Source organism: Streptomyces sp. NPDC050528 (assembly GCF_044457795.1).
Taxonomy (GTDB): Bacteria; Actinomycetota; Actinomycetes; order Streptomycetales; family Streptomycetaceae; genus Streptomyces.
Map to the genome: position 1 here is coordinate 307,119 of NZ_JBITHH010000003.1, position 23,062 is coordinate 330,180.

A 23,062-nucleotide genomic window follows, 5' to 3' on the forward strand; every position below is an offset into this window, starting at 1 on the left:
GTCAGATGCGGTAGCGGCGCAGGGCCGGGACCGTGGCGGCCAGGGTCAGCATGATGACGATGACGAGGATGCCGCCGCCGGCGACCGCCGCACGCGGGCCGAGGGCGGAACCGGCCGTGCCGTGCAGGACGTCGGCCAGGCGCGGGCCGCCCGCGACCACGACGGTGAAGACGCCCTGCATCCGGCCGCGCATCTCGTCGGTTGCGGCGGAGAGCAGGATCGCCCCGCGGAACACCATGGAGACCATGTCGGCGACCCCGGCGGCGGCGAGGAAGACCACACCGACCCAGAGGTTGCTGCTCAGCCCGAAGCCGGTGATGGCCGCGCCCCAGGCGACGACCGCGCCGATCACCATCCAGCCGTGCCGCCGCGCCCGCGAGAACGTGCCGGAGAAGAGTCCGCCGACCACCGCCCCGATCGGGATCGCCGCGAACAGCATGCCCAGGGCGAGGCCCTCGCCGTAGGGCGCGTAGGTCTGGGCGGCGAGTTGGGGGAACAGGGCGCGTGGCATGCCGAAGACCATCGCGATGATGTCGGCGAGGAAGGACAGCAGCAGCACCTTGTGCAGCGAGATGTAGCGGAAGCCGGCGGCGACCTCGCGCCAGCCCGCGCGGCGCGGGGTCGCGGACTCCAGGGGCGGCAGCGAGGGCAGCTTCACGACCGCCCACAGCGTGACGCACAGGGCCAGCGCGTCGATGAGATACAGCTCGGGCAGGCCGATGACCGGGATGAGGACGCCCGCGAGGAGCGGTCCGACGACCTGGCCGGTCTGCATGACGGTCGAGCCGAGGGCGTTGGCGGCGGGCAGCTGCGCGGCGGGGACCAGGCGGGCGATGGAGGCGTTGCGGGCGGGCGCGTTGAGGCCCCAGAACGCCTGCTGCATCGCGAGCAGCACCATCAGCGCGGCAACCGAATCGAGCCCGACGGCGGCCTGGACCCAGAACAGGACCGAGGTCACGGCTATGCCGCTGTTGGTGATCAGCAGCAGTTTGCGGCGGTCCATGGTGTCGGCGATCGCACCGCCCCACAGCGCGAACACGATCAGCGGCAGCAGGCCCGCCATGCTGGCGGCGCCGACCCAGGCCGAGGAGCCGGTGATGTCGTAGATCTGCTTGGGTACGGCGACGGCGGTGAGCTGGCTGCCGACGGCCGTGACGATGGTCGAGGACCACAGGCGGCGGTAGGCGGGGATCTGCAGAGGGCGGGTGTCCATCGCCCAGCGGCGCCAGCCGCGCCGGGGTCCTGCCGCCGGTTCCGCGTCCTTGCCGGCCTCGGGTTCGGTGCCGCTGTCGGTGCTCTCGCTCGTGTCCACTGGCTTCCTGGTTGCTCGCTACATCTAATCGACCAGGGTTCACTATCGCAGCACCGGCTGTGGCTGCCGAATCCGCCATCTCACGCTCCGGCGGCGAGCGTTGCCCCGAGACCGATCATCGTCGCGGCGACCAGGCCGTCCAGCACCCGCCAGGCCGAGGGCTTGGCGAGGTACCGGCTCAGCAGCCGGGCCCCGAAGCCGAGCGCGGTGAACCAGCACACGCTGGCGCAGACGGCGCCGAGTCCGAAGGTCCAGCGCAGCGGGCCGCGCGCGGCGGCGATCGAGCCGAGCAGGAACACGGTGTCCAGGTACACGTGCGGGTTGAGCCAGGTCATCGCCAGGCAGGTGAGGACGGCCCGGCGGCGCGAGCCGGTCGTCTCGCCCTCGGCGTGCAGGGCGGCGGGGCGGAACACGCGGCGGGCGGCGAGAACGCCGTAGACGAGCAGGAACGCGCCGCCGATCAGGCCGACCGCCCGCAGCGCGCCCGGCCAGGCGACCACGACCGCGCCGACGCCGCCGACGCCGAGGGCGATGAGGAGTGCGTCGGACAGGGCGCAGATGCCGACCACGGCGAGGACGGCGTCGCGACGGATGCCCTGGCGGAGAACGAAGGCGTTCTGGGCGCCGATGGCGACGATGAGGGAGAGGCCGGTGCCGAAGCCTGCTGCGGCGGCGGAGAGTGCGTTGGTCACGGACTCGACGCTAGGGACACCGATGGCTGGAGTACAGCTAAAGATTCTTACGTAACATTAGCGCTCGTGATGGTTTCGGAGCTTCCACTCGATCAGGTACGGACGCTGCTCGCGGTGGTGGACGAGGGCACGTTCGACGCGGCGGCCTCCGCGCTGCATGTGACTCCGTCGGCGGTGAGCCAGCGCGTGAAGGCCCTGGAACAGCGCACGGGCCGGGTCCTGTTGCTGCGCACCAAGCCGGTACGGACGACGGAATCCGGCGAGGTGGTCGTTCGGTTCGCCCGCCAACTCGCCCGGCTGGAGCGGGATGCGCGTGCCGAGTTGGGGATGAGCGGGGCGGGTGAGGCGACCCGGGTGTCTGTCGCGGTGAACGCCGACTCGCTCGCCACCTGGTTCCTGGGCGCGCTCACCCGTGTTCCGCGCGAGATGCGGGTCTGCTTCGAACTCCGTCGCGAGGACGAGGACCATACGGCGGCTCTGTTGCGCGAGGGGCTGGTGATGGCGGCGGTGACTTCGTCGCCGGACGCCGTGCCGGGGTGCTCGGTGCGGGCGCTGGGGCGGATGCGGTATCTGCCGGTGGCGAGCCCGGAGTTCAGGGAGGCGTATCTGGGTGGCGGTTCCCTGCGGGACGCGCTGGCCGAGGCGCCGGTGGTGACCTTCGACCGACGGGACGACTTCCAGGACTCCTTCGTACGACGGCTGCGGCGCGGGCGGGGTGCGGCGAGTGCGGTACGGCATCTGGTGCCGACCTCGGAGGGGTTTGTCGAGGCGGTGGCCGCGGGGCTGGGGTGGGGCATGGTGCCGGAGATGCAGGCGGCTCCGCTGTTGCGTGCCGGGAGGCTGGTGGACTTCGCGCCGTCGCGGTCGGTCGACGTGCCGTTGTACTGGCAGCAGTGGAAGTTGGATTCGCCGGCGTTGGCGGCGGTGGCGGGGGCGGTTTTGGGGGTGGCGGGGGAGGTGTTGCGTGCGGCTCCGTCGTAGGGGTGCGGTGTGTCGTTGTTTGTCCGCGGCGGCGTCGTGGCTGGTCGCGCAGTTCCCCGCGCCCCTCTGGGGCGCTGCCCCCAGCCCTGTGGAACATGCTCGGGCTGTTCAGGGGCGGACGGCCTTCAGCTGAGCGGATGCGCTGTCCAGCAGCATTTCCAGGGCCGTCGGATACGCGCTGTCGACCATGCGGGCCGCCAGGAGTGGGGCCGCCTCGGCGATGCGGGGGTGGGTGGTGCGGGGCAGGCGGGCATACGTCGAGCGCCACATGTTCTCGTCGGCGCGGAGCGAATCGCTCGGCAGGGCCAGGGACGCGGCGTCGAGGGCGGCGAAGGCCAGGGTCTGGTCGATGAAGGCGTGGTAGATCCGCACGGTGTCCGCCAGGGGGAAGCCCGCCGTGCGCAGGACGTCCAACACGGCCTCGTCGGCGGCCAGTTCGTTGGGGCGGCCGGTGACACGGCTCGCCGTCAGTTGGGCGGCCTGTGGGTGGGCGACGTACGCGGCGTGGATGCGCAGGCCGATCGCGCGCAGGTCGGCCCGCCACTCCCCCGTCGGCTCCCAGCCCCGCAGCGCCTGGCCGACGAGGGCGTCGCCGATGGCCAGGGTCAGCTCGTCCATGCCCCTGAAGTAGCGGTAGAGGGTACTGGGGTCGGCGTCCAGGGCCAGGCCCAGGCGGCGGGCGGTCAGGCCCGCGCTGCCGTGTTCGCGCAGCATGCGCAGGGCCGTGTCGACGATCAGCCGCTCGGACAGGACCGTGCCGCTCTTGGTGGGACGGCGCCGTCGCCGCTTCTCCTCGGACACCACCGGTTTCGGCATCACGGCCTCCTTGCATGTCCTTGCGTGTCCATGCGTGGTCTTATGCCAACGCCATTGACCTTATCCGCGCGACCGGCGTTGTATCTCCGGCAGGGCCCGCTGACCTCTGTAGTTCGGCAGTGAAGGAGTTCTTGCCATGCGTGTACTGCTCGTGGGAGCCGGTGGTGTGGGGACCGCGGTCACCCGGATCGCGGCCCGGCGTCCGTTCTTCGACGCGATGGTGGTCGCCGACTACGACCTCTCCCGTGCGGAGGCCGCGGTCGCGGCGCTCGGGGCCGACGGCGGCCGGTTCAGCGCCGAACGGCTGGACGCGAGCGACGAGGAAGCGGTCGTGGCGGCGCTGCGTGCGCAGGACTGCGATGTGCTGCTCAACGCGACCGACCCGCGTTTCGTCCTGCCCCTGTTCCGGGCGGCGCGGGCCGCCGGGGCCAACTACCTCGACATGGCCATGTCGTTGTCCCGGCCGCATCCCGAGCGGCCGTACGAGGAGTGCGGGGTCAAGCTCGGGGACGCGCAGTTCGCGGAGGCGGAGGAGTGGGAGAAGGCGGGTGCGCTGGCCCTCGTCGGGATGGGGGTGGAGCCGGGACTCTCGGACGTGTTCGCGCGGTACGCGGCCGATGAACTCTTCGACGAGATCGAGGAGATCGGCATCCGCGACGGGGCGAACCTCACCGTCGACGGCTATGACTTCGCGCCCTCCTTCAGCATCTGGACCACGATCGAGGAGTGCCTGAACCCTCCGGTCGTCTACGAGGCCGACCGGGGCTGGTTCACCACCGAACCGTTCAGTGAGCCCGAGGTGTTCGACTTCCCCGAGGGCATCGGTCCGGTCGAGTGCGTGAACGTGGAGCACGAGGAGGTGCTGCTCGTCCCGCGCTGGCTCGACGCGCGCCGGGTCACCTTCAAGTACGGGCTGGGCAATGAGTTCATCGAGACCCTGAAGACCCTGCACCTGCTGGGACTTGACCGCACCGAGCCGGTCACCGTGCCCAGCGCCTCGGGGCCAACTGCCGTGTCACCGCGTGATGTTGTGGCCGCCTGTCTGCCCGACCCCGCGACCCTGGGCGACCGTATGCACGGCAAGACCTGTGCCGGCACGTGGGTGCGTGGCACGAAGGACGGGGCGCCGCGCGAGGTGTACCTCTATCACGTGGTCGACAACCAGTGGTCGATGACGGAGTACGGCTCCCAGGCGGTGGTCTGGCAGACCGCCATCAACCCGGTGATCGCCCTGGAGTTGCTCGCCACGGGCGCGTGGAGCGGCTCGGGCGTGCTGGGCCCGGAGGCGTTCCCGGCCGGGCCGTTCCTGGACCTGCTGACGGCGTACGGGTCGCCGTGGGGGCTGCGGGAGCAGTGATCACGCTCGATCGCCCGGAGGTGGCGGCGAGTTGAGGGGGCGTCAATCACCCTCGGGCAGACGGGAGTTGGATGGGCTTAAATCCCCGGTCGGTGGACGCGCGTTCGGCGGTCACCAAATCCCTTCCAGCGGACTTGAGTCTGGCGGTCTCCAGACCCCTTCCAGTGGCCTGGAGTTGGGCGGTCGCCAATTCCCTGCCGGTGGACGTGGATTGAGCGGTCGTCAATCCCCGCCCGGTGGACGCGAGTCGACCGCAACCAACCTTCATACAGTGGACCCGGCCAGGCCGTTACCAACCCTCGTTCAGTGGGCGCGAGTCGAGCCGTCGCCAACCCCCGCCCGGCGAACGTGAGCCGAACCGCCGCTAATCCCCTTCCGGCGCCCTGGAGTTGGGCAGGCGCAGCGTGAATACCGACCCCGCACCGGGCTCGCTCGTCGCCTCGACCGTGCCGTCGTGGGCGGCGACCAGGTCGCGGACGATGGACAGGCCCAGGCCGCTGCCTCCGGTGCGGCGGCTGCGGGACTGGTCGGCGCGCCAGAAGCGTTCGAAGACGTGCGGGAGGTTCTCGGGTGCGATGCCGATGCCGGTGTCGGCGACGGTCAGGACGATGTCGTCGCCGTCGCGCCACGCGGTCACGGTGACGGTGCCGTCGGCCGGAGTGTGGCGCAGCGCGTTGGACACGAGGTTGCCGAGGACCTGACGCATACGGACCGGATCCGCCTCCAGCCAGAGGGAGTTGTCCGTCTTGCCGGTGAGGGTGACCCCGGCCGTGTCGGCGGAGACGCGGTACGCGGCGACGACCTGGTCGACGAGGTCCTGGACGCGCACGGGTTCGCGGTGCAGGCGCAGGGTGCCGGCGTCGGCGGCGGCGAGGTCCTGGAGGTCGTCGATGACGCGCTGGAGGACCATCGCCTCCTCGTGCAGGGAGCCGAGCAGCGCCGGGTCGGGTTCGACGAAGCCGTCGCGGGTGACCTCCAGCCAGCCGCGGATGTTGGTGAGGGGGCTGCGGAGTTCATGGGCGATGTCGCTGACCATGGCCTTGCGCTGGGCCTCCATGCGTTCCCGTCGTTCGGTGAGGTCGTTGAAGGCCTCGGCCAGGATGCCGGTCTCGTCCCGGGTCTTCACCGGCACCCGGACGTGCAGCTCGGGTGGTTGCTGGGCCGCTTCGGTCAGCGCGCGCAGGGGCCGTACGAGCCGGGTCGCCACTACGGCCGTGACGAGGACGGTGAGGGCGAGGACCGCGGCGGCCGCGCCGACGACCTTGGCCTTGTTCGCCGGGGAGACGTCGAAGCGGGGGGCGGTGGTGTCGCCGCCGCCCAGGAAGAGTTCGGCCACCGGTGCGACATAGGGGTCGAGTTGGGCGCGGCGGGCGTTGTCGGTGCAGGCCTGCGCCTTGCGTATGTCGCCCGCGTCGCCAAGCTTGTTGTACGCGCCGATGGTGTAGCGGGAGCCGAGGCTCTTGTCGAAGACGTCGACCCCGAAGTACGGGACCTTGAAGCCCACGCCTTCCCGCGACAGGCAGGGCCGGGCGCTCACGAGCAGGCTCTTCAGCGCCTTGCCCTCGGTGGCGGTCGGGGTGTTGAGCCTCCCGTCGGCGCACGGCGTGGGCACGGAGTCATTGGCGTTGTTGCCGTCCGCGTCGGTGAGGACGGGACGGCCGCTCGGCGTCACCGTGATGGTCGTGTCGATTCCGCTCTGTTTGAAGCACGCCTGACGCTCCTTGGCCAGCTCAGCCAGCCGGACCCGCTCCTTCGCGGTCAGCCGGTACGGTCCGACGACCCGGGGGTCGAGGCCGCTGAGCTGCGCGCCCGGTTCCGTGTACGTGTCGGTGTGCAGGGGGTCGACGTTCGCGGCGGCGCGGGGCGGCAGTGAGGTGCCGTGCGGTGCGGAGTCGGCGATGAGGGTGCGGTCGGTGGTCGTGAGGGCTATGCGGCGGCCCATCTTCTTCGACAGCGCGCGGACGGTGGGTGCGACGCCCGTCCATTCGGGGTGCGTCGCGGCGTAGCCGCTGAGCTGCGCGAGGATGCGCATGTCGTCCGCGAGGTCCTGGCCCTGTTCCTCCTGGATGGCCCGGGTGGTGGTCTCCACCGCGAGCCAGGCCGTCGCCCCGACCGAGCAGAGCGCGATCAGCACGGTGGCGACGAGCAGCCGGACCAACAGCCGCTTGCGCAGCGGTATCCGGGGCCTCACGCGCGACCGCCGCGCAGCTTGTAGCCGACGCCGAACACGGTCAGCAGCCGGACCGGGCGGCGCGGGTCGGCCTCTATCTTCTTGCGCAGGTTCATGATGTGGACGTCGACGGCCCGTTCCGTGGACGCCCGGTCGAGGCCCCGGGTGTACTGGAGCAACTGCCGCCGGGAGAAGACCCGTTCGGGCTCCGCGGTCATCGCGAGGAGGATCTCGAACTCGGCCGGTGTGCAGTCCACGGGCACCCCGTCGCAGCGCACCTCGTGCCGTACCGCGTCGACGGACAGCCCCGCCGCCCGGACGACGGTGTCCTCCTGCCGGTCCTCGGTGGTCCGGCCGCTGCGCCGCAGGACCGTACGGATGCGGGCCATCAGCTCGCGCGGGCTGTACGGCTTGGTCATGTAGTCGTCGGCGCCGAGTTCGAGGCCGAGCAGGACGTCGTCCTCGGTGGAGCGGGCGGTGAGCATCAGGACGGGGATGTCGTCCTCTCTCAGCGCCCGGCACACCCCGAAGCCGTCGATCAGCGGCAGCATGAGGTCGAGCACCACGAGGTCGGGTCTCAGCTTCCGGGCCGCCGTGATGGCGGCGGCCCCGTCGTGGACCACGGTCGCGGTGTGGCCTTCCGTCAGCAGGGAGCGTCGTATCAGCTCGGCCTGCATCTCGTCGTCCTCGGCGACCAGCACATGTGCGCACACCTGGCGGATCCTAAGCGGTCAGTGGTCGAGGGCGGCGGCGTCGCCCATGACGACGACGGGGTGCCGGGCCGGGTCCAGGGTGCGCAGGAGTTCCTTCATGTGGTCCTCGGCGATGCTGACGCAGCCGTGGGTGGGACCGCCGTGGTCGACGTGGATCCAGATGCCGCCGCCGCGCGAGGAACCGAGGGGACGGGTCCAGTCGAGGGGTGAAGTGCCGGGCTGCCGGTTGTAGTTGATGGCGATCACGTAGTCGAAGGACCCGGCGAGGGGTTCGCCCTCGAAGCCGGTGCCGGGCGAGACGAAGCCCGACCCGTGGTCGTACGACAGCTTGGTGCCCGGGTCCTTGAGCAGCCCGCCCGCGTCGGTGAGCGAATAGACACCGATCGGCGAGCGCAGATCACCGGCCATGTGGTGGTCCGACCAGCCCTTGAGCGCGTTGTGCGCGGCCCAGCTGACGGTCTGTTCCCAGCCGTCGTCGGTGCGCTCGTACAGCGCGAGGGTGGAGAGGGGCGAGTTCGCGCCCCGCCCGGTGACCAGGACGACCTGTTCGGTGGCGGCCGGTATGCGGGCGAGCATCTTGGGCCCCACGCCCGGGAGTTGGCGGGGTGCCGCCTCGGCGGATATCTCCGACGAGGGCGACGGCGCGGACGAGGAGGCGGAAGTGGGGGCGGACGCGTGGTCCGTCGCCGCCAGCGCACCGCCGCCGCATCCCGTGAGGAGAACGGATGCGGCGACCAGTGCGACCGAGGGAATACGAGTGATCATGAGTCGACGATGACCGACACATGTGAGGAACTCGTCAGTTCCTACGGCTGGGCCGGCTTGCCTTTCGTGTAGAGCCAGGTGTGGAAGAGGGCATCGAGTCGTGTGCCCGATTTCCGCTCCGCCAGGCTGACGAACTGCGCGGTGGTTCCGTGCCCGTAGCGGTGCGCTCGCGCCCAGGCCCGCAGGATCGCGAAGAAGGTCTTGTCGCCTACGGCCAGGCGGAGTTCGTGCAGGGCCATGGCGCCGCGGGCGTACACCGGGGTGCCGAAGATGTTGGCGCCGCTGCCCGGGTCGCCGGGCGGGAACGCCCACAGGCCGTCGGTCGCCTTGCGGGCGTACAGCGCGTCGAAGCTCTGCTGGGCGGTCTTGCCGCCGTGCTGCTCGCTGTAGAGCCACTCCGCGTAGGTCGCGAAGCCCTCGTTGAGCCAGATGTCCTTCCAGGAGGTCAGCGACACGGAGTCCCCGAACCACTGGTGGGCGTTCTCGTGCACGAGGGTGCTGAGGTCCGGCGCCGAGTCGTAGATCGGCCGCCCCTGCGTCTCCAGCGCGTACCCGACGTCCGGCGCGTGGTCGACGATCGACCCGGCCGAGCGGAACGGGTACGGCCCGAACAGTTTGCTCTCCCACTCCAGGACGGAGGGCAGTTTCTTCAACACGGGCTCGGCGGCGGCGACTTCACGCGGATCGACGGCGTTGTACACCTTGACCCCGTCGCGGGTGGTGTACTGCTCGACCTTGAACTTCCCGACCGTCGCGGTGGCGAGATACGCGGCCATCGGCTCGGGCGCGTGCCACCGGAACGTGGTCTTCCCGTGCGCGGTCTGCTGCCCGAGGAGCACGCCGTTGGCGACCGCGGTGCGGCCCTGCGGGACCGTGATCGTGAAGTCGTACGACGACTTGTCCTTGGGGTGGCTGTTCGCCGGGAACCAGCTCATCGCGCCCTGCGGCTCGCCGGCCACGAAGGCGCCGTCGTCGGTGGCGATCCAGCCGTCGGCCGAGCCGTCGGGGTCGGTGACCTGCTGGGGGATGCCGTTGTAGGTGACGGTGACCTGGAAGCGCTGCCCCTTGCGCAGGGTCCGGCGCGGGGTGACGACGAGTTCCTGTCCGTCACGGCGGTAGTCCGCCTTGACGTGGTCGACGGTGAGGCCGGTGATGGTGAGGCCCTTGAAGTCGAGGTCGAAGCGGGTGAGCTTCTCGGTGGCGCGGGCGCTGAGGACCGCGGTGCCGTCGAGCCGGCGGCTCGTCGGGTCGTACCGGAGCGTCAGGCCGTAATGGGCGACGTGGTAGCCGCCGTTCCCGGAGAGCGGGAAGTACGGGTCTCCCACGCCGGCCGAGCCGATCGTGGTGGCACCGGCGGGTGCGGCGGCCGCGAGCAGGGCCGCGAGGGCGACGGGGACGGTGGCCACGACGGCGCTGCGGCGGAGGACAGCGGTGCGTCTTGTGGACTGCTGCCGGAGTTGCGTCACATGCGCTCCTACGGGTGAGGGGGGTTGATCATCCGCCTCAGAGACTAGGCCGCCGACTCCCTCGGAATCCCTCTTGTGAAGGCAAACTTGTGGGGCGGGGGGGATGCCTTTCGCGGGCCGACACGAACCGCCCCCGCTCCTACGCCGAGCCGAACGGCGCGCCCACCTCGGCCGGGATCGCTCCGACCGATGAATCCGCGCCGTAGGCAGGCCTTGCGTACAGTCGCGATCCGGCCCACGTCTTCTACTGCGGCGCGGCCAGTTGGGCCGTGCGGTTCACGAACCGGGCGGTAGCCTTCCAGCGCTTGAGGTAGCGCGGTGGCAACCACGGCGGTCAGCAGACGGCGCGGGCGGGACGGCCCGGCCGGGAGTGAGGAGAGTGTGGGTGCTCCAAAGTCGGCCGGGAGGCCGGACACGGAGACCCGGTCCATGCCGAACACGAACCCCACCCGCAGATCGGGTTTCGCGAAGAAGCAAGCCGCCAAGCTGCTCTCGCTCCACGGATTCGACTCCGTGGACATAGGACCGCTCACCGAAAGCCGGCGCTCCCAAGTGGGCACTCCGGCATTCTGCACGCCGTACTCGGTGACCAAGAACGACCAGTACAGGAACGAGCCGGCCGCTCCCGCCTCCGCCGCCGAGATCCGCACGGCCCTGGCATCGGCCCACCCCTGAGCCACGAACACCGGGCGACTCGGAGTCTCAGAGCAGACCAGTGCCGGTGGGTCTACGGCTTTCCGGTGCTGTTGGGCAGGGCGCTCATGGCGGGCAGCCAGCCCGTCGCCCCCGTCGCATCACGGCCCCGCACTACGGGGCGTCACCCGACAATTCGCCGACTGTCAGGCCATTGCCTTCAGCTTTTCCTCAAGCCGTTCAGGGTTCGCACCGGAGAAGCGGTCCATCTCCTTGCCGTCCCGGATCGTCACGAAGTTCGGCATCGAGGAGATGTCGTACTTGAGGGCGACGTCCTCGGCAACGTCCACGTCCACGCTCAGGAACTGGATGGCGCCGTATGCCGCAGCGAACTGCGCGTACTTCGGGGCGATTTGCTTGCACGGACCGCACCAGCTCGCCTCGAACATGACGACGACCCGCGGGTTGACGGCCAGCGCCGCGTCGAGCTCGGCCTGGTCGGCGATGGGAGTCACCGCGCTCGCGTCACGGAGCTGGCGCGCCGGGAGCTACCAGGGCACGACGCCGTCGTCCTCGAAGAACGCGCCGGTCGGGCCGTCGTCGGGCAGTGTGGCGAGCCGGATCGCGGTGGCCGCGCCCTGCTCGGGGGTGCGGGGTCCGTGGAAGCCGGTGAAGTCGGTCGCGACGAGGCCCGGGCAGGCGGCGTTGATCAGGATGTTCGTGTCGGCCAACTGCCGGGCGTACTGCACGGTGACGGCGTTGAGGAACGACTTCGACGGCGCGTAGGCCGCCATGACGGGACCGATGTCGATGCCCGGGTCCGCCTGCCGGGTCAAGGAGCCCACGGCGCTGGAGATGTTGACGATGCGGGGCGATGTCGAGCGCCGCAGCAGCGGCAGCATCGCGTTGGTCACCCGGATGACACCGATGACGTTGGTCTCCACGACCGTGCGGACCAGGTCGAGGTCGAGCGTGGTCGGGTCCTGGATCCATCCCGGCCCCATCTCCCCCGAGATTCCGGCGTTGTTGACCAGGACGTCCAGACGCCCGGCCCGCCGTTCGACGAGTTCCGCGGCAGCGGTGACGCTCCGGTCGCCGGTCACCTCCAGCGGCACCCCGAACGCGTCAACCCCGGCGGCGCGCAGCTTCTCCACGGCGCTCTCGCGCCGGCTCTCCTCTCGGGCTCCCACACCCACGCGGTACCCGAGGGCACCCAGCCCGGCCGCGATCTCGTACCCGATTCCCTTGTTCGCGCCGGTCACCAGCGCGATCTTCGTTTCGCTCATGCCGTTGATGGTCACGCGCGGACGAGCGGTGCGGCCAACACCGATACGGTGCCCTGTCATACCCGGTGGGTATCACCGGACTAGGGTGGGGCCGTGGACACCTTGGAGACCCGCGAGTTGAGGTACTTCCTGGCCGTAGCCGAGGAACTGCATTTCGGCCGCGCCGCCGAGCGCCTGGGCATGGCCCAGCCGCCGTTGTCCCGGGCGATCCAGCAGCTCGAACGGCGCCTCGGCGTCCGCCTGTTGGAACGCGACCGTCGCGGGGTCGCCCTGACCGCCGCCGGAGAGGTTCTGCTGCACGAGGGCCGCGCCGCCCTCGACGCGAGCACCGCCGCCGCCCGCCGTACCCGTCGCGCCGGTGGCGCCGACCGTCCGGGCGGTCCCCGCGACCGCCTGGTGCTGGCGGTGAAGGCCGCCGCGTCCCACGAACTGCTGCGGAAGCTTCTCGACGCCTACGCGTCCGAGCCCGGCGCCGCCGAGATCGAGGTGCTGCCGTGCGGGATGTGCGAGCAGCCGGAGTTGCTGCGCGACGGCCGTGCCGATGTGGCGCTCATGCACGCGCCGTACAACTCCCTCGCCGGGTTCGACACCGAGGCTCTGATGACCGAGGGACAGATCGCCGTCCTGCCCGCCGGGCACGCCCTCGCCCTGCGCACGGCCCTGTCGCTGGCCGACGTCGCCGACCTCCCCGATCTTCCGCTCGCCCGCTGGCCCGACCACGGCACGTACCCGCCCGGCCCAGGTCCCGAGATCCACGACCAGACCCAGCTGGCCCAACTGATCGCCCTGGGACGCACCATGGCCATTTTCCCCGACTCCGCCCGCTCCTGGCTGTGGGCCGGGCACACCGCCGTCCCCCTGACCGACGCACCCCCTGTCGTCACCCACATCGCCTGGCCGGCCCACAGCCGTTCCCTCGCCCTCGCGGGACTGATCCGCACGGCCACCCGGCTCTGACTCGCGCCCGGCTCAGGCCGGCTGAACCTCGTCGAAGACGGCGAGGGCTTCGGTGGGGTCCGGGCTCACCAGTCGTTCCAGGCCGTCGGCCGTGATCCGCGCCCACTTGCCCGCCCGGGCCCACATCCGCTCCTCGAAGGCGCGGACGGCGTCGTCCAGTTCATCAGGACCGGAGGCGGCAGCGAGGGACTCGGCGAGTTCGGCGCCTTCCAGCATCGCGAGGTTCGCGCCCGCGCCCAACGGGGGCATCAGATGGGCGGCGTCGCCCAGCAGCGTCACCCCGGTGACGTGGACCCAGGTGTGGGACACGGGGAGGACGTAGAGGGGGCGGTGAACGAAAGCCGTGCCCCGGCAGAGGAGGTCGAGAACGGGAGCTGCCCAGCCGTCGAACAGGGTCAGCAGGCCCGATCGCACGGCCTCCACGTCGGCCAGATCCAGATCCAGATCCGTGTGCCAGTCCAGCGGCGCGCGGAACTTGGCGCCCACCTTGACGTGACCGCCGCTGTTGCGCTGGGCGACGAGACCTCGGTTCACGCCGTACACGGCCACGGAACCGTCGCCGATCAGCCGGGCGAGGTCGGGGTGGCGGGTGTCGACGTCGTCGAGGGAGGTCTCGACCGAGGTGACGCCGGTGTAGTGCGGCGTCGCCGGCGAGACCGCCGGGCGGGTCCGGGACCAGGCGCCGTCCGCGCCGATCACGAGGTCGAACGTCTCCTGTCGCCCGTCCGCGAAGTCGACCCGTACGCCGTCCCGTCCCTTCCCCGGCACCACCCGCGTCACGCCCCGCCCCCACTGGACGTCGAGAGGGCCGAGCAGCAGGTCACGGAGGTGCCCGCGGTCGATCTCGGGGTTGGCCCGCTCGTCCGGACGGGGCCGCCAGTCGCGCAGGACGGTCCCGTCCGTGTCCAGGATGCGCATGGCCTGCCCCTCGGGACGGGACAGCTCCTGGAACTCCGCCAGCAGCCCCGCCTTTTCCAGCGCGAGCTGGCCCATCCCTTCGTGCAGGTCCAGCGTGCCGCCCGGAGGCCGGGCGTCGGGGCCGGGCTCGCGTTCGAGGACGGTGACGGGGTGACCGTGTCGGTGCAGGACTCGGGCGAAGGTGAGGCCGGCAGGACCGCCCCCGACCACTGCGATGCGATGTCTCATGTCGATACACTGTATTGACTCATGACGATGTATCGCAACGGTACGGTGAGATCATGACTGTCTGGGACCGGCCGGAGCCGCCGACTCGACCCGTGCCGCTCGACCGCGAGCGGATCGTCGCCGCCGCCATCGCCCTGGCCGACGAGGGCGGGCTGGAGGCGGTGTCGTTGCGCAAGGTCGCCGCCCGGCTGAACGCCGGCCCGATGCGGCTCTACGGATACATCGCCACCAAGGAGGAGCTGTTCGACCTCATGGTGGACGAGGTCCAGGCCGAGATTCTCCCCGAGGAACAGTCCGACGACTGGCGGGAGGCGCTGCGCGTCCTCGCCCTCCGGACCAGGCAGACCGCGCTGCGTCACGAATGGCTGGCCGACCTGCTCGGCGGCCGACCGACCCTGGGCCCGAACGGCCTCGCCGTGACCGAGGCCACGCTGGCCGCCCTCGACGGCCGCACCGACATCGACACCGTCATGCGCGCCGCGGGAACGGTCGGCGCCTACGTCACCGGCGCGATCCGGCGCGAGATCGCGAACCTCCGGGCGGAGCGCGCCACCGGCCTGTCCAAGCACGACTGGCAGCGCGCCCACGGCCCGCATGTGACGAGGATGCTGGCCACGGGCCGCTTCCCCGCACTGGCCAAGGCTGTGCACGACGCCACGGACGTGGACGCCGAGACCTCCTTCGCCACCGGCCTGGACTGGGTCCTCGACGCCGTGGCCGCCAAACTCACCGGGCCACCGACGTGACGCCCCGCCTCAGATGCGCAGGTCCTTGGTGACGGTGGAGGCAGGGGTGCTCAGTACGGCGTCGAAGGCATCGACGACAGGGGTACGCACGTAGGTACCCTGCAGCCGAATGCGGTCGGGGCCGTCGGACGCCTCCGTGCGTGCCTGCGGAGATCGGCGATGCCGAGTCCGGAACCGGCGTCGGCGAAGGAGGCTTCGACGCTTCCGAGTTCGGGCGCTTCCAACACCATGTCGTCGAGGGTGAAACCGAAGGGTGCCTTCTCGTCGCGCCGCATGTCTGCCGTGACGCCGGTGACGCTGGTCAGCCCGAGGGCGAAGTAGTCGTCGCCGAGCGCACGTTGCAGGTGCTGTCCCATGGGGAGCCCTGTGAGCTGCCCGTCGAAGGAGATGGGCGTGGTCTGGATGTGGGCGTTGTGGGCGACCAGGACGACACGGGCGCCGGGATCGAGATGTTCCAGGTGCCAGAGGACCGACCTGGCCATGTAGGCGTCCCGCGCCGAGGTGTCGGCGGTGAGACCGTCCCCCGCGAACAGGCCGGCCATCGCGCGGAAGGTGTAGTCGCCGTGGCAGGCGCCTTCGAGGCGGTGCAGGGCGAGGTCGTAGTCGTGCCGGTCGCCCTGGGTGGCGTAGAGCGGTTCGAGTGCGCGGAACCGGACGAGCTGGCGCGCGAAGGTCGCGGTGAGGGCGTCCTGTTCGGCGGCGGGCAGGCGCGCCCAGGCGGGTGCGGCCACGGCCGCGGAGCCTCCGGCGAACGATGCGGCGATCTTCATCGCCGTCTCGACCGCCGGTACGGTCTCGGGGTCGACGCGGCGCAGGTAGTCGGTGACCGGAGCCAGGGCGGGCAGCAGGGACCCGCCCGCCGCCGGGATGTCGACCCCGGCGAAGCGCACCGGTGATGAGACGGCGGTGCGGTTGTGTCGGCGCACCCATTGCAGGGGTTCGGTGAGGCCCACGGGTATCGCCGTGGCGAGATGGGTCGCGAGGTCCTCCTCGGTTCCCTCTCCCCGGGCCCAGGCGTCCAGCGGGACGCCTTCGCTGAAGCCGTACTCGAAGGCCAGGACGGTGAAGCCGCAGCGCTCGACCAGGAACCGCAGCAGGCGTCGGCGCAGAAGCGCGAACTCCTCGATGAAATGGGAGTGTTCACCGATCGCGACGACACGGGCGTCACCGATGAGGTCACGCAGCGGTGCCAGGTCGTCGAGCGGTGCCTCGGGGTCGAGGTGGGCGAGCGGGACTGCGTGTTCGCGGAGCCACTCGGTGAACGGGGTGCCGGGGGTCGAACGGGGCATGCGGGCGGCTCGATTCTCAGCGCGGGGAGGGACCGGGTGCTACGGCCTCCAGGTCGTCGACGGTGCCCGACATGACCGTACGGAGATGGTCGGTGAGGTGCGGCAGCGGCCAGTCCCACCAGGCCAGCGCGAGAAGGCGCTCGATGTCGGCGTCGCTGTACCGGCGGCGCAGCAGCCGCGCGGGGTTCCCGCCGACGATGCCGTAGTCGGGGACGTCGTCGACGACGACGGAGCCGGAGGCGATGATCGCCCCGTGACCGATGCGGACGCCGGGCATCACCATGGTCCCGTACCCGAACCACACGTCGTTGCCCACCGTTGTGTCGCCCCGTCCGGGCAGACCGGTGATGAGGTCGAAGTGGTCGGCCCAGGAACCGCCCATGATCGGGAAGGGGAACGTCGAGGGGCCGTCCATCCGGTGGTTGGCGCCGTTCATAATGAACCGCACGCCCTCCCCCAGCGCGCAGAACTTCCCGATGACGAGCTTCTCGGGCCCGTAGTGGTAGAGGACGTTGCGGGTCTCGAAGGCCGTCGGGTCGTCGGGATCGTCGTAGTACGTGAACTCCCCGACCTCGATCAGCGGTGAGGTCACCAGAGGCTTGAGGAGCACGACCCGGGGCTGGTCCGGCATCGGATGCAGCAGGGTCGGGTCGGCGGGAACGGGCGGCATCGGTGAGCGGTTCCTTTCCGAAGGGCGGGAGGGTCAGGCGCGGTTGTCGGGGGCGCCGAACCAGTGGGTGAGTGCCTCGCGCAGCGCCGGCACGGCGTCGTCGCGGGACTCGTCGACGGCCGCGGCCCAGGCGATGTGTGCGTCGGGGCGGATGAGGAGGGCGTCGGCGGGGCGGTCGTCGGTCTTGGCGGTGTGGATGTCGACGCGGGAGTGCCAGCCCGCGGCCGCCCGGCGGAGGTCCTCGCGGTCGGCGAGGTCCAGGAGGACGGGCCGTGCGGTGTGCAGAAGTTCACCGACGCCGGTCACTCCCCCGTCGCCGTGCAGGGTGAGGTCGGGGACGAACGCTCCGGCCAGCGGGTGGTGGCCGGATGATCCGGGCATCGGGTAACGGATGTCGGAGCCCGCGATGAGCGTCCCCAGGCGGCGCTGCGGCTGCTCGTCGGCGAGCAGCTCCTGGAAGACCTCGCGGAGTGCCTCGGCGGCCGGGTCGGTGCCGCGCCGGAGCGCCACTTGGGCCCGGGTGTGCAGCATGGTGCGCTCGCCGGCGAGGTGCCGTTCGTCGTGGTAGCTGTCCAACAGGCCGTCGGGGGCCCGGCCGTGGACGTCGGCGGCCAGTTTCCAGGCCAGGTTGACCGCGTCGAGCATGCCGGCGTTGATGGCCACGCCGGTCGCCGGGAACAGGTGCGCCGCGTCACCGGCCAGCAGGATCCGCCCTTTTCGGTAGTGCTCGGCGTGCCGAGCCTTGAAGGTGAACCGCGACAGCCGGACCGCCTCGCCCACGGGGAGATCCGCGCCGAGGACGCGACGGAGGCTGTCCTGGAATTCGGTCAGGGACATCGGGATGTCGTCGTCGTACTCGACGGTCTCGTCCTCGGTGGTGAAGAGGGAGACCACAGGTGAGTCGGGCGATGCCCCAACTCCCAGGAGACCACGGTCCGTTCGGGTGAAACCCCCGCGGATCGTACCGTGGCCGGCGACGTCGAGATCCCCGTTGCCGAGCACGGTCACCGAGTCGGGAAGGGTGACCTGGGCCAGCCGGTTGACCTCGGGGTAGACGGTGCCGGGAAAGGCGATGCCCGCCCCGTCGCGGACCCGGCTGCGGGCGCCGTCGCAGCCCGCCAGATAGCAGGCGGTCACTCGGTACGGTCCATCCGGTCCGAGCACCTGCGCGCTCACCGACTCCTCGTCCTGCACGACCCCGGCCACCTGGTGCCCGCGGCGGATCTCGACACCGAGTTCACCGGCGCGTTCGTCGAGCACCTCTTCGAGCCGCTGCTGCGGAAGCGACAGCGCGTGCAACGGAGGATCGTCGAGCCGGGTCAGATCGAGGTGGACGCCACCGAACGGGAACCGGGGCGCCGGGACGGGCCCGGTGCAGGCGGCCTCGCATCGCTCCAACAGGCCCCGGTGGCGCAGCAGTTCCAGGATTCGCCCGCCGAGGCCACCGGCCTTCGGGGTGTCCCGGCGTCGCGGCTGACGCTCCAGCACCAGCGGGCGCACCCCGGCCAGGCGCAGTTCGCAGGCCAGCATCAGGCCGGTGGGACCGGCTCCCACGACGATCACGTCGGCGTCCATGCAACCTCCCCCGTCGGTGCGGCCGTTGACCTGCCGCGCCGTAAAGGAGAGTTCACGCATCGCCATTCGTCAAGAACGGCACGTGCCGTGTCGATAGGGTGGCCGCATAACGGACCACCCGCGTGGCGCCGACCGGACCGAAGCCATCATGCGGACCACTCTGGAACTGGGCCAGGAGATCGGCTACTCCAGGCTCAGCATCGAGGCGATCGCGGCCCGGGCCGGCGCGGGCAAGCACACCATCTACCGCAGATGGCCGTCCAAGGGCGCTCTGTTCCTTGACTCCCTGCTCTCACTCCACGAGTCCGATCTGGAGTACCCCGACACGGGCGACATCGTTGCGGATCTGCGCACCCAGATCCACACGGCCATCGACCTCCTGGCCAACCCGCCCTTCGGCCCGCTGTACCAGGCCCTGGTCGGCGAGGCCCAGTACGACCCACGGGTCGCCGCCGCGCTGAACGAGCGTTTCATCGCCCCGCAGGCCGAGTTGACCGTCGCCCGGCTGAAGAAGGCACAGGAACAAGGGCAGTTGGCGCCCGACTTCGACCTGAGCCTGGCCATGGCGATTCTCTCCGGCCCGCTCTACTTCCAGTTCCTGATCACCCAGGAACCCCTGACCCATGCGTACGCCGACCGTGTCCTCCAGGCCCTCTTCACCGGCATGGGGAAACCCTCAGCAAGCCCGACCCAAACAGGAGATTCATGACAAGCAGGTTCACCGAGTTGGTCGTCGACTGCCGTGACCCGGAGAGGCTCGCGGCCTTCTGGTGCGCGGTCCTGGACTTCAAGGTGATCGACCGGAGCGAGGGCAAGGTCGAGATCGCCTCCTGGGTGCCGACCGCCGATGAGGTCCGGGCCCGCCAGATGCCACCCACCCTGATGTTCATCCAGGTCCCCGAGGGCAAGACCGTCAAGAACCGGCTCCACCTCGACGTCAGCCCGGTCGACGCCAGCACCGAGGACGAGGTGACCAGACTGCTCGGCCTCGGCGCCACCACGACGGATGTGGGCCAGGGTCCGGACCGAAGCTGGGTGGTCATGGCCGACCCCGAGGGCAACGAGTTCGACGTCATGCGGACTTTGGCGGTACGGCGGGGGTAGGGCGCGGACGGCTGGGTCGGACCACCGGTCGGAGAAAGCGAACAGGCGACTTCTAAGCACCCGCTCCCTGTTTCCGTCTCCCCTCGCTCCGCACCCCGCACCCCGCACCCCGCACCCCGCCCTCCGCCCCCCGCCCTCCGTCACGGGAGCACCGGAGCACTGTCAGTGGTGGCTGGCAGCATCGGGCGTATGACGGATTCCACGGCATTCGACTGGCGGTCCTTCCTGCTCAAGTGGAGCGGGGAGTGGGCGGATTCGCTGGCAGAGGGCAGGACGCTGAGCGAGCGTGACGAGGCCGCGCGAGGGGCGCGCTGGCTGGGGTTCCCGGCCGCGTCGGAGGAGCGGATCGCCGGCATGGAGGAGCGGCTCGGCCGCCGGATGCCCCCGTCGTACCGGGAGTTCCTCAAGGTCAGCGACGGGTGGCGGCACGCGGGCGGGTTCGTGCATCTGCTGGCGGGCACCGAGGACGCGCGCTGGCACAACAACGCGTCCGGGCTCGCGGACACGTTCGAGACGTACCTGGACGAGACGGCAGAGCCCGAGCAGCGGCGGGAGGCGGACCTCTGGCGGCGCGCGCTGCAACTCGACGTGGAGTCCGACGTCACGCGCGTCCTCCTTGATCCCGAGGACGTGGACGAGGACGGCGAGTGGGCCGTGTACACCTGGTCGAGCTGGCTGGCCGAACCGCCCGCACGGCACGCCGACTTCACCGCGTTCATGCGAGACGTGTACCGGGAGTTCCACAGCCTTCAGGCGCACCGGAGCGACGAGGAGCCGGAGTTCGTCAACGACACGACCCGAACGCTGGACGCCCAGGTGGAGGAGGCCCGGCTGGAGGCGCTGCGCGGCGGCTGGGAACAGGCCGCGAAGGCGCTGGACGAGGCCAAGGGGTATGGCAGACCGCGGTCCGCCGGGCTCGGTGACCAGCTGCGTCGACTGCTCGGACAGACCCACCTCGTGTACTTCGACGACCTGGTGACGGACCCTCGGTACACGCCCGACCTGCTGCCACCCCTGGTCGCCGAGCACGCGAAACACTCGTACCGGGACGACTCCACGCTGAGGTTCCATCTGCGGGGCGCCGACGACGACCTGATGGCACAGGCTCACGCGACGCTGGGTCGGGTGCGGGACGGCTCGTACCGGTACACGGAGACCGGACCGTTCGGCGAAGCGGTCGAGCGGGCACGGGAGTTGGCACGCTGGGGAGACTCCGACTCGGCATGGCGGACGCTGATGAACGCTCTTCCGCTGTGGGAGCCGCTGGGACCGGACCACTTGGCGCCGCTGGGATGGCTGGCCGACCCCGTGCTCGGGCCACTTCTGACCCCGGAGCGGGGCCGCGAGCTGCTGTCCACGCCGAGAGCCGGGCAGACCGGCGAGGCACCGGAGCCGACGGCCGACCTCGACCCGGGCGACCTGGCGTGGCTCGCGGAACCGGACCGGGGCAACAACCGCACGTCCTACCGGTTCGTCCTGGTGGAAGGCGCGGAGCCGGAGGAGTTGCCCGGCCGTCTCGCGGACGAAGCGAAAGGCGGGGAAGGCGGGGAAGCCGACGGAGACGGGTACGGCACCGTGTTGAACCAACCCATGACCTTCTGGGAGCTCCACGACAGATCGACCCGCAACCGCAGGGAGTTCTCGTCCTACGACGACCGGCCTCTCATGTCGGTCGGCCGGGCCGGCACCGGCTGGAGCTTCGCCTTCGACGGCCACCCGGCTCCGTTCGACCGCCGGCGCTTCGTCTCCCCGGCCCCGGCCGCGACCGCCGGCGCGGGCACCCGCGCGGTGGTGGTGTGGAGCGGCTTGAGGGCACCGGGCGGGAAACCGTTCTTCCACCTCTCGGTGGCACAAGACGGCGTCGAGCAGTACGCGTTCACGTACGCGGAAGGAGAGATCCAGCGGAGCGGTGACCTGCCGCCCGCGCTGGAACCGAGCCAGTTCTTCGGCGACGTGGAGGACAGGGCCGTGGCGGAGCGGTCGCTGCTGGAGGCGGTGGCCGGGGAGTTCGGTGCGTCTCTGCCGCGTCATGCCATCGTGAACGGTCGGCTGCAGACATTCACCACCCGCTCCTGGACCCGCCCGCCCAGACACGGCGAGACGTACGCGGTGGTCCGCTTGAGCTGATGAGAGCACCCAGCAAAGGGACCCTGGAGGACAGCGGATGACCAGCCACAACTCCCTTGCGGACAGCGGGATCTGGGACCCCTTCGGCACCTTGCACCGCGCGCTGTGGATCGGCGGCGGCCAGTGGGCCGGGAAGTCGACCGTGGCCCGGCTCCTGGCGTTCCGGTACGGCATCACCGCCTATCACTACGACTACCACGACGCCCGGGGCCACAACGATCGCCGTATCGCCCGTCGCGTCGGCCTCGGCGAGCCCGTCACCGAAGCCGACCCGGACGACAGGTGGATCCACTCGACCCCGGAGGAGATGGCCGCCCAGACCCTGGCCGGTTTCCCGGAGCGGTTCGAGTGGGCCCTGGACGATCTGCGCGCGCTCGTCTCGGGGCACCCGATCGTCGCCGAGGGCTGGGGGCTACGACCCGAACTCGTCGTGCCCCTCCTCGACTCACCGCGCCGGATGGTCGTCATGGTGCCCACGCCGGAGTTCCGCCGGCACCAGCTCCGCGAACTTCCCCGCGCCGCCTCGCTCGGGCACCGCGTCAGCGATCCGGCCCGGGCCCAGGCCAACCGCCTCGCCCGGGATCACCTCGTCGCGGAGGACGCCGTCCGCGATGCCCACCGGCTCGGCATCCGCGTGCTCGAAGTCGACGGTTCCCGCGATGCCGCCGCGATCGCGGAGATCGTCGCCGACCACTTCGGCCCCTACCTCCCGGAGCTCTGAAGGAATTGTCGGCGCAGGTCGGGGCAGCTCGGTGGACGACGTCCAGAAGACCGGCGGCACGCAAGGAGCGCCACGCCCCCCGCCCGGGTCAAGTCGCGCCGCGTCGCCCCGCCGCCCGTGCCCACCCGGACGTAGGCTCGCCGCACCACCGCCACCCGAGGGAGCCCCGCCCGTGACCGTCCGAGTGCGCCGTGTCTACGATCCGCCCGAGCCGGAGGACGGTGTGCGCGTCCTGGTCGACCGGCTGTGGCCGCGCGGCCTGTCCAAGGACGCGGCCCGGGTCGACGAGTGGCCCAAGGAGATCACCCCGTCGACCGAACTGCGCCGTTGGTACCACGCCGACGAGGGATCCTTCGAGGAGTTCAGCAGCCGCTACGAAGCCGAGCTCGCCGACCCCGAGGCGGCTCAACTCCTGCACACCTTGCGGAACTTGGTCCGGATGGGACCGGTGACCCTGGTGACGGCGGTCAGGTCGGCGGAGCAGAGTCACGCCTCGGTGCTGGCCCGCCTCCTGGAGGGGTGAGGAGACGGGCCGC

Annotated in this window: 23 protein-coding genes; 10 read left to right on the forward strand and 13 right to left on the reverse strand. The window is 70.9% G+C overall.

Annotation, left to right across the window (positions count from 1 at the left end; genetic code table 11):
* Position 1: 1 nt before the first annotated feature.
* Both ACIBK4_RS12810 and ACIBK4_RS12815 read right to left on the reverse strand, forming a co-directional pair.
* Complete coding sequence (locus tag ACIBK4_RS12810; protein WP_398994669.1) at positions 2-1,312, reverse strand: MFS transporter; 1,311 nt, start codon at positions 1,310-1,312, stop codon at positions 2-4.
* An 80-nt stretch (positions 1,313-1,392) separates the two neighbouring features.
* Complete coding sequence (locus ACIBK4_RS12815; protein ID WP_398994670.1) at positions 1,393-2,004, reverse strand: LysE/ArgO family amino acid transporter; 612 nt, start codon at positions 2,002-2,004, stop codon at positions 1,393-1,395.
* Positions 2,005-2,073: 69 nt separating this feature from the next.
* Here ACIBK4_RS12815 and ACIBK4_RS12820 point away from each other — a divergent pair, with 69 nt between their 5' ends.
* Positions 2,074-2,985, forward strand: a complete 912-nt coding sequence (locus ACIBK4_RS12820; protein ID WP_398995046.1) for a LysR family transcriptional regulator ArgP — start codon at positions 2,074-2,076, stop codon at positions 2,983-2,985.
* A 108-nt stretch (positions 2,986-3,093) separates the two neighbouring features.
* Here ACIBK4_RS12820 and ACIBK4_RS12825 read toward each other — a convergent pair whose 3' ends face one another.
* Entirely contained in the window at positions 3,094-3,801 is a 708-nt protein-coding gene (locus ACIBK4_RS12825; protein WP_398994671.1) for a TetR/AcrR family transcriptional regulator, read from the reverse strand.
* 136 nt (positions 3,802-3,937) lie between these two features.
* Here ACIBK4_RS12825 and ACIBK4_RS12830 point away from each other — a divergent pair, with 136 nt between their 5' ends.
* Entirely contained in the window at positions 3,938-5,158 is a 1,221-nt protein-coding gene (locus ACIBK4_RS12830; protein WP_398994672.1) for a saccharopine dehydrogenase family protein, read from the forward strand.
* A 364-nt stretch (positions 5,159-5,522) separates the two neighbouring features.
* Here ACIBK4_RS12830 and ACIBK4_RS12835 read toward each other — a convergent pair whose 3' ends face one another.
* From ACIBK4_RS12835 to ACIBK4_RS12850, 4 genes are read right to left on the reverse strand one after another with little or no spacing between them, the layout of a single operon-like run.
* Positions 5,523-7,349 carry a sensor histidine kinase gene (locus ACIBK4_RS12835; RefSeq protein WP_398994673.1) on the reverse strand — a complete coding sequence of 609 codons (1,827 nt, stop codon included), beginning with the start codon at positions 7,347-7,349 and terminating at the stop codon, positions 5,523-5,525.
* Positions 7,346-8,041, reverse strand: a complete 696-nt coding sequence (locus ACIBK4_RS12840) for a response regulator (RefSeq protein ID WP_398994674.1) — start codon at positions 8,039-8,041, stop codon at positions 7,346-7,348. The genes ACIBK4_RS12835 and ACIBK4_RS12840 overlap by 4 nt, the downstream gene beginning before the upstream one ends.
* An 18-nt stretch (positions 8,042-8,059) precedes the next feature.
* A complete protein-coding gene (locus ACIBK4_RS12845) occupies positions 8,060-8,806 on the reverse strand; it encodes a L,D-transpeptidase family protein (RefSeq protein WP_398994675.1) in 747 nt (248 codons plus the stop codon).
* A 41-nt stretch (positions 8,807-8,847) separates the two neighbouring features.
* On the reverse strand, positions 8,848-10,272 hold the full coding sequence (locus ACIBK4_RS12850; RefSeq protein ID WP_398994676.1) for a M1 family metallopeptidase: 1,425 nt from the start codon (positions 10,270-10,272) through the stop codon (positions 8,848-8,850).
* Between the two features lie 429 nt (positions 10,273-10,701).
* Between ACIBK4_RS12850 and ACIBK4_RS12855 the strand changes: the two genes are divergently transcribed.
* Positions 10,702-10,947, forward strand: coding sequence for a hypothetical protein (locus ACIBK4_RS12855; RefSeq protein ID WP_398994677.1), 246 nt, complete (start codon positions 10,702-10,704; stop codon positions 10,945-10,947).
* A 164-nt stretch (positions 10,948-11,111) separates the two neighbouring features.
* Here ACIBK4_RS12855 and ACIBK4_RS12860 read toward each other — a convergent pair whose 3' ends face one another.
* Both ACIBK4_RS12860 and ACIBK4_RS12865 read right to left on the reverse strand, forming a co-directional pair.
* Positions 11,112-11,420 carry a thioredoxin family protein gene (locus tag ACIBK4_RS12860; RefSeq protein WP_398994678.1) on the reverse strand — a complete coding sequence of 103 codons (309 nt, stop codon included), beginning with the start codon at positions 11,418-11,420 and terminating at the stop codon, positions 11,112-11,114.
* Between the two features lie 33 nt (positions 11,421-11,453).
* Entirely contained in the window at positions 11,454-12,191 is a 738-nt protein-coding gene (locus ACIBK4_RS12865; protein WP_398994679.1) for an SDR family oxidoreductase, read from the reverse strand.
* A gap of 93 nt (positions 12,192-12,284) precedes the next feature.
* On the opposite strand from ACIBK4_RS12865, the gene ACIBK4_RS12870 reads away from it, so the two are divergent.
* On the forward strand, positions 12,285-13,148 hold the full coding sequence (locus tag ACIBK4_RS12870) for a LysR family transcriptional regulator (RefSeq protein WP_398994680.1): 864 nt from the start codon (positions 12,285-12,287) through the stop codon (positions 13,146-13,148).
* A 12-nt stretch (positions 13,149-13,160) separates the two neighbouring features.
* On the opposite strand, the gene ACIBK4_RS12875 is transcribed toward ACIBK4_RS12870, so the two are convergent.
* Complete coding sequence (locus ACIBK4_RS12875; RefSeq protein ID WP_398994681.1) at positions 13,161-14,294, reverse strand: FAD-dependent oxidoreductase; 1,134 nt, start codon at positions 14,292-14,294, stop codon at positions 13,161-13,163.
* 53 nt (positions 14,295-14,347) lie between these two features.
* Here ACIBK4_RS12875 and ACIBK4_RS12880 point away from each other — a divergent pair, with 53 nt between their 5' ends.
* The gene (locus ACIBK4_RS12880; protein WP_398994682.1) at positions 14,348-15,040 is read left to right on the forward strand and encodes a TetR/AcrR family transcriptional regulator; all 693 of its coding nucleotides are present in this window, start codon (positions 14,348-14,350) and stop codon (positions 15,038-15,040) included.
* A 50-nt stretch (positions 15,041-15,090) separates the two neighbouring features.
* On the opposite strand, the gene ACIBK4_RS12885 is transcribed toward ACIBK4_RS12880, so the two are convergent.
* The 3 genes from ACIBK4_RS12885 to ACIBK4_RS12895 are packed head-to-tail and all read right to left on the reverse strand — an operon-like array spanning position 15,091 to position 18,574.
* Complete coding sequence (locus ACIBK4_RS12885; RefSeq protein ID WP_398994683.1) at positions 15,091-16,329, reverse strand: erythromycin esterase family protein; 1,239 nt, start codon at positions 16,327-16,329, stop codon at positions 15,091-15,093.
* 16 nt (positions 16,330-16,345) lie between these two features.
* Positions 16,346-16,999, reverse strand: a complete 654-nt coding sequence (locus ACIBK4_RS12890) for a CatB-related O-acetyltransferase (protein WP_398994684.1) — start codon at positions 16,997-16,999, stop codon at positions 16,346-16,348.
* Between the two features lie 33 nt (positions 17,000-17,032).
* Entirely contained in the window at positions 17,033-18,574 is a 1,542-nt protein-coding gene (locus tag ACIBK4_RS12895) for an FAD-dependent monooxygenase (RefSeq protein WP_398994685.1), read from the reverse strand.
* Between the two features lie 148 nt (positions 18,575-18,722).
* Between ACIBK4_RS12895 and ACIBK4_RS12900 the strand changes: the two genes are divergently transcribed.
* From ACIBK4_RS12900 to ACIBK4_RS12920, 5 genes are all read left to right on the forward strand, one after another.
* Positions 18,723-19,283, forward strand: a complete 561-nt coding sequence (locus tag ACIBK4_RS12900; RefSeq protein ID WP_398994686.1) for a TetR/AcrR family transcriptional regulator — start codon at positions 18,723-18,725, stop codon at positions 19,281-19,283.
* Positions 19,280-19,678, forward strand: a complete 399-nt coding sequence (locus ACIBK4_RS12905) for a VOC family protein (protein ID WP_398994687.1) — start codon at positions 19,280-19,282, stop codon at positions 19,676-19,678. Before ACIBK4_RS12900 ends, ACIBK4_RS12905 begins: the two co-directional genes overlap by 4 nt.
* Positions 19,679-19,867: 189 nt before the next feature.
* Complete coding sequence (locus tag ACIBK4_RS12910) at positions 19,868-21,805, forward strand: SMI1/KNR4 family protein (RefSeq protein ID WP_398994688.1); 1,938 nt, start codon at positions 19,868-19,870, stop codon at positions 21,803-21,805.
* Positions 21,806-21,842: 37 nt separating this feature from the next.
* Positions 21,843-22,526, forward strand: a complete 684-nt coding sequence (locus ACIBK4_RS12915; RefSeq protein ID WP_398994689.1) for a hypothetical protein — start codon at positions 21,843-21,845, stop codon at positions 22,524-22,526.
* Positions 22,527-22,698: 172 nt separating this feature from the next.
* Entirely contained in the window at positions 22,699-23,049 is a 351-nt protein-coding gene (locus tag ACIBK4_RS12920; RefSeq protein WP_398994690.1) for a DUF488 domain-containing protein, read from the forward strand.
* Positions 23,050-23,062: the final 13 nt, after the last annotated feature.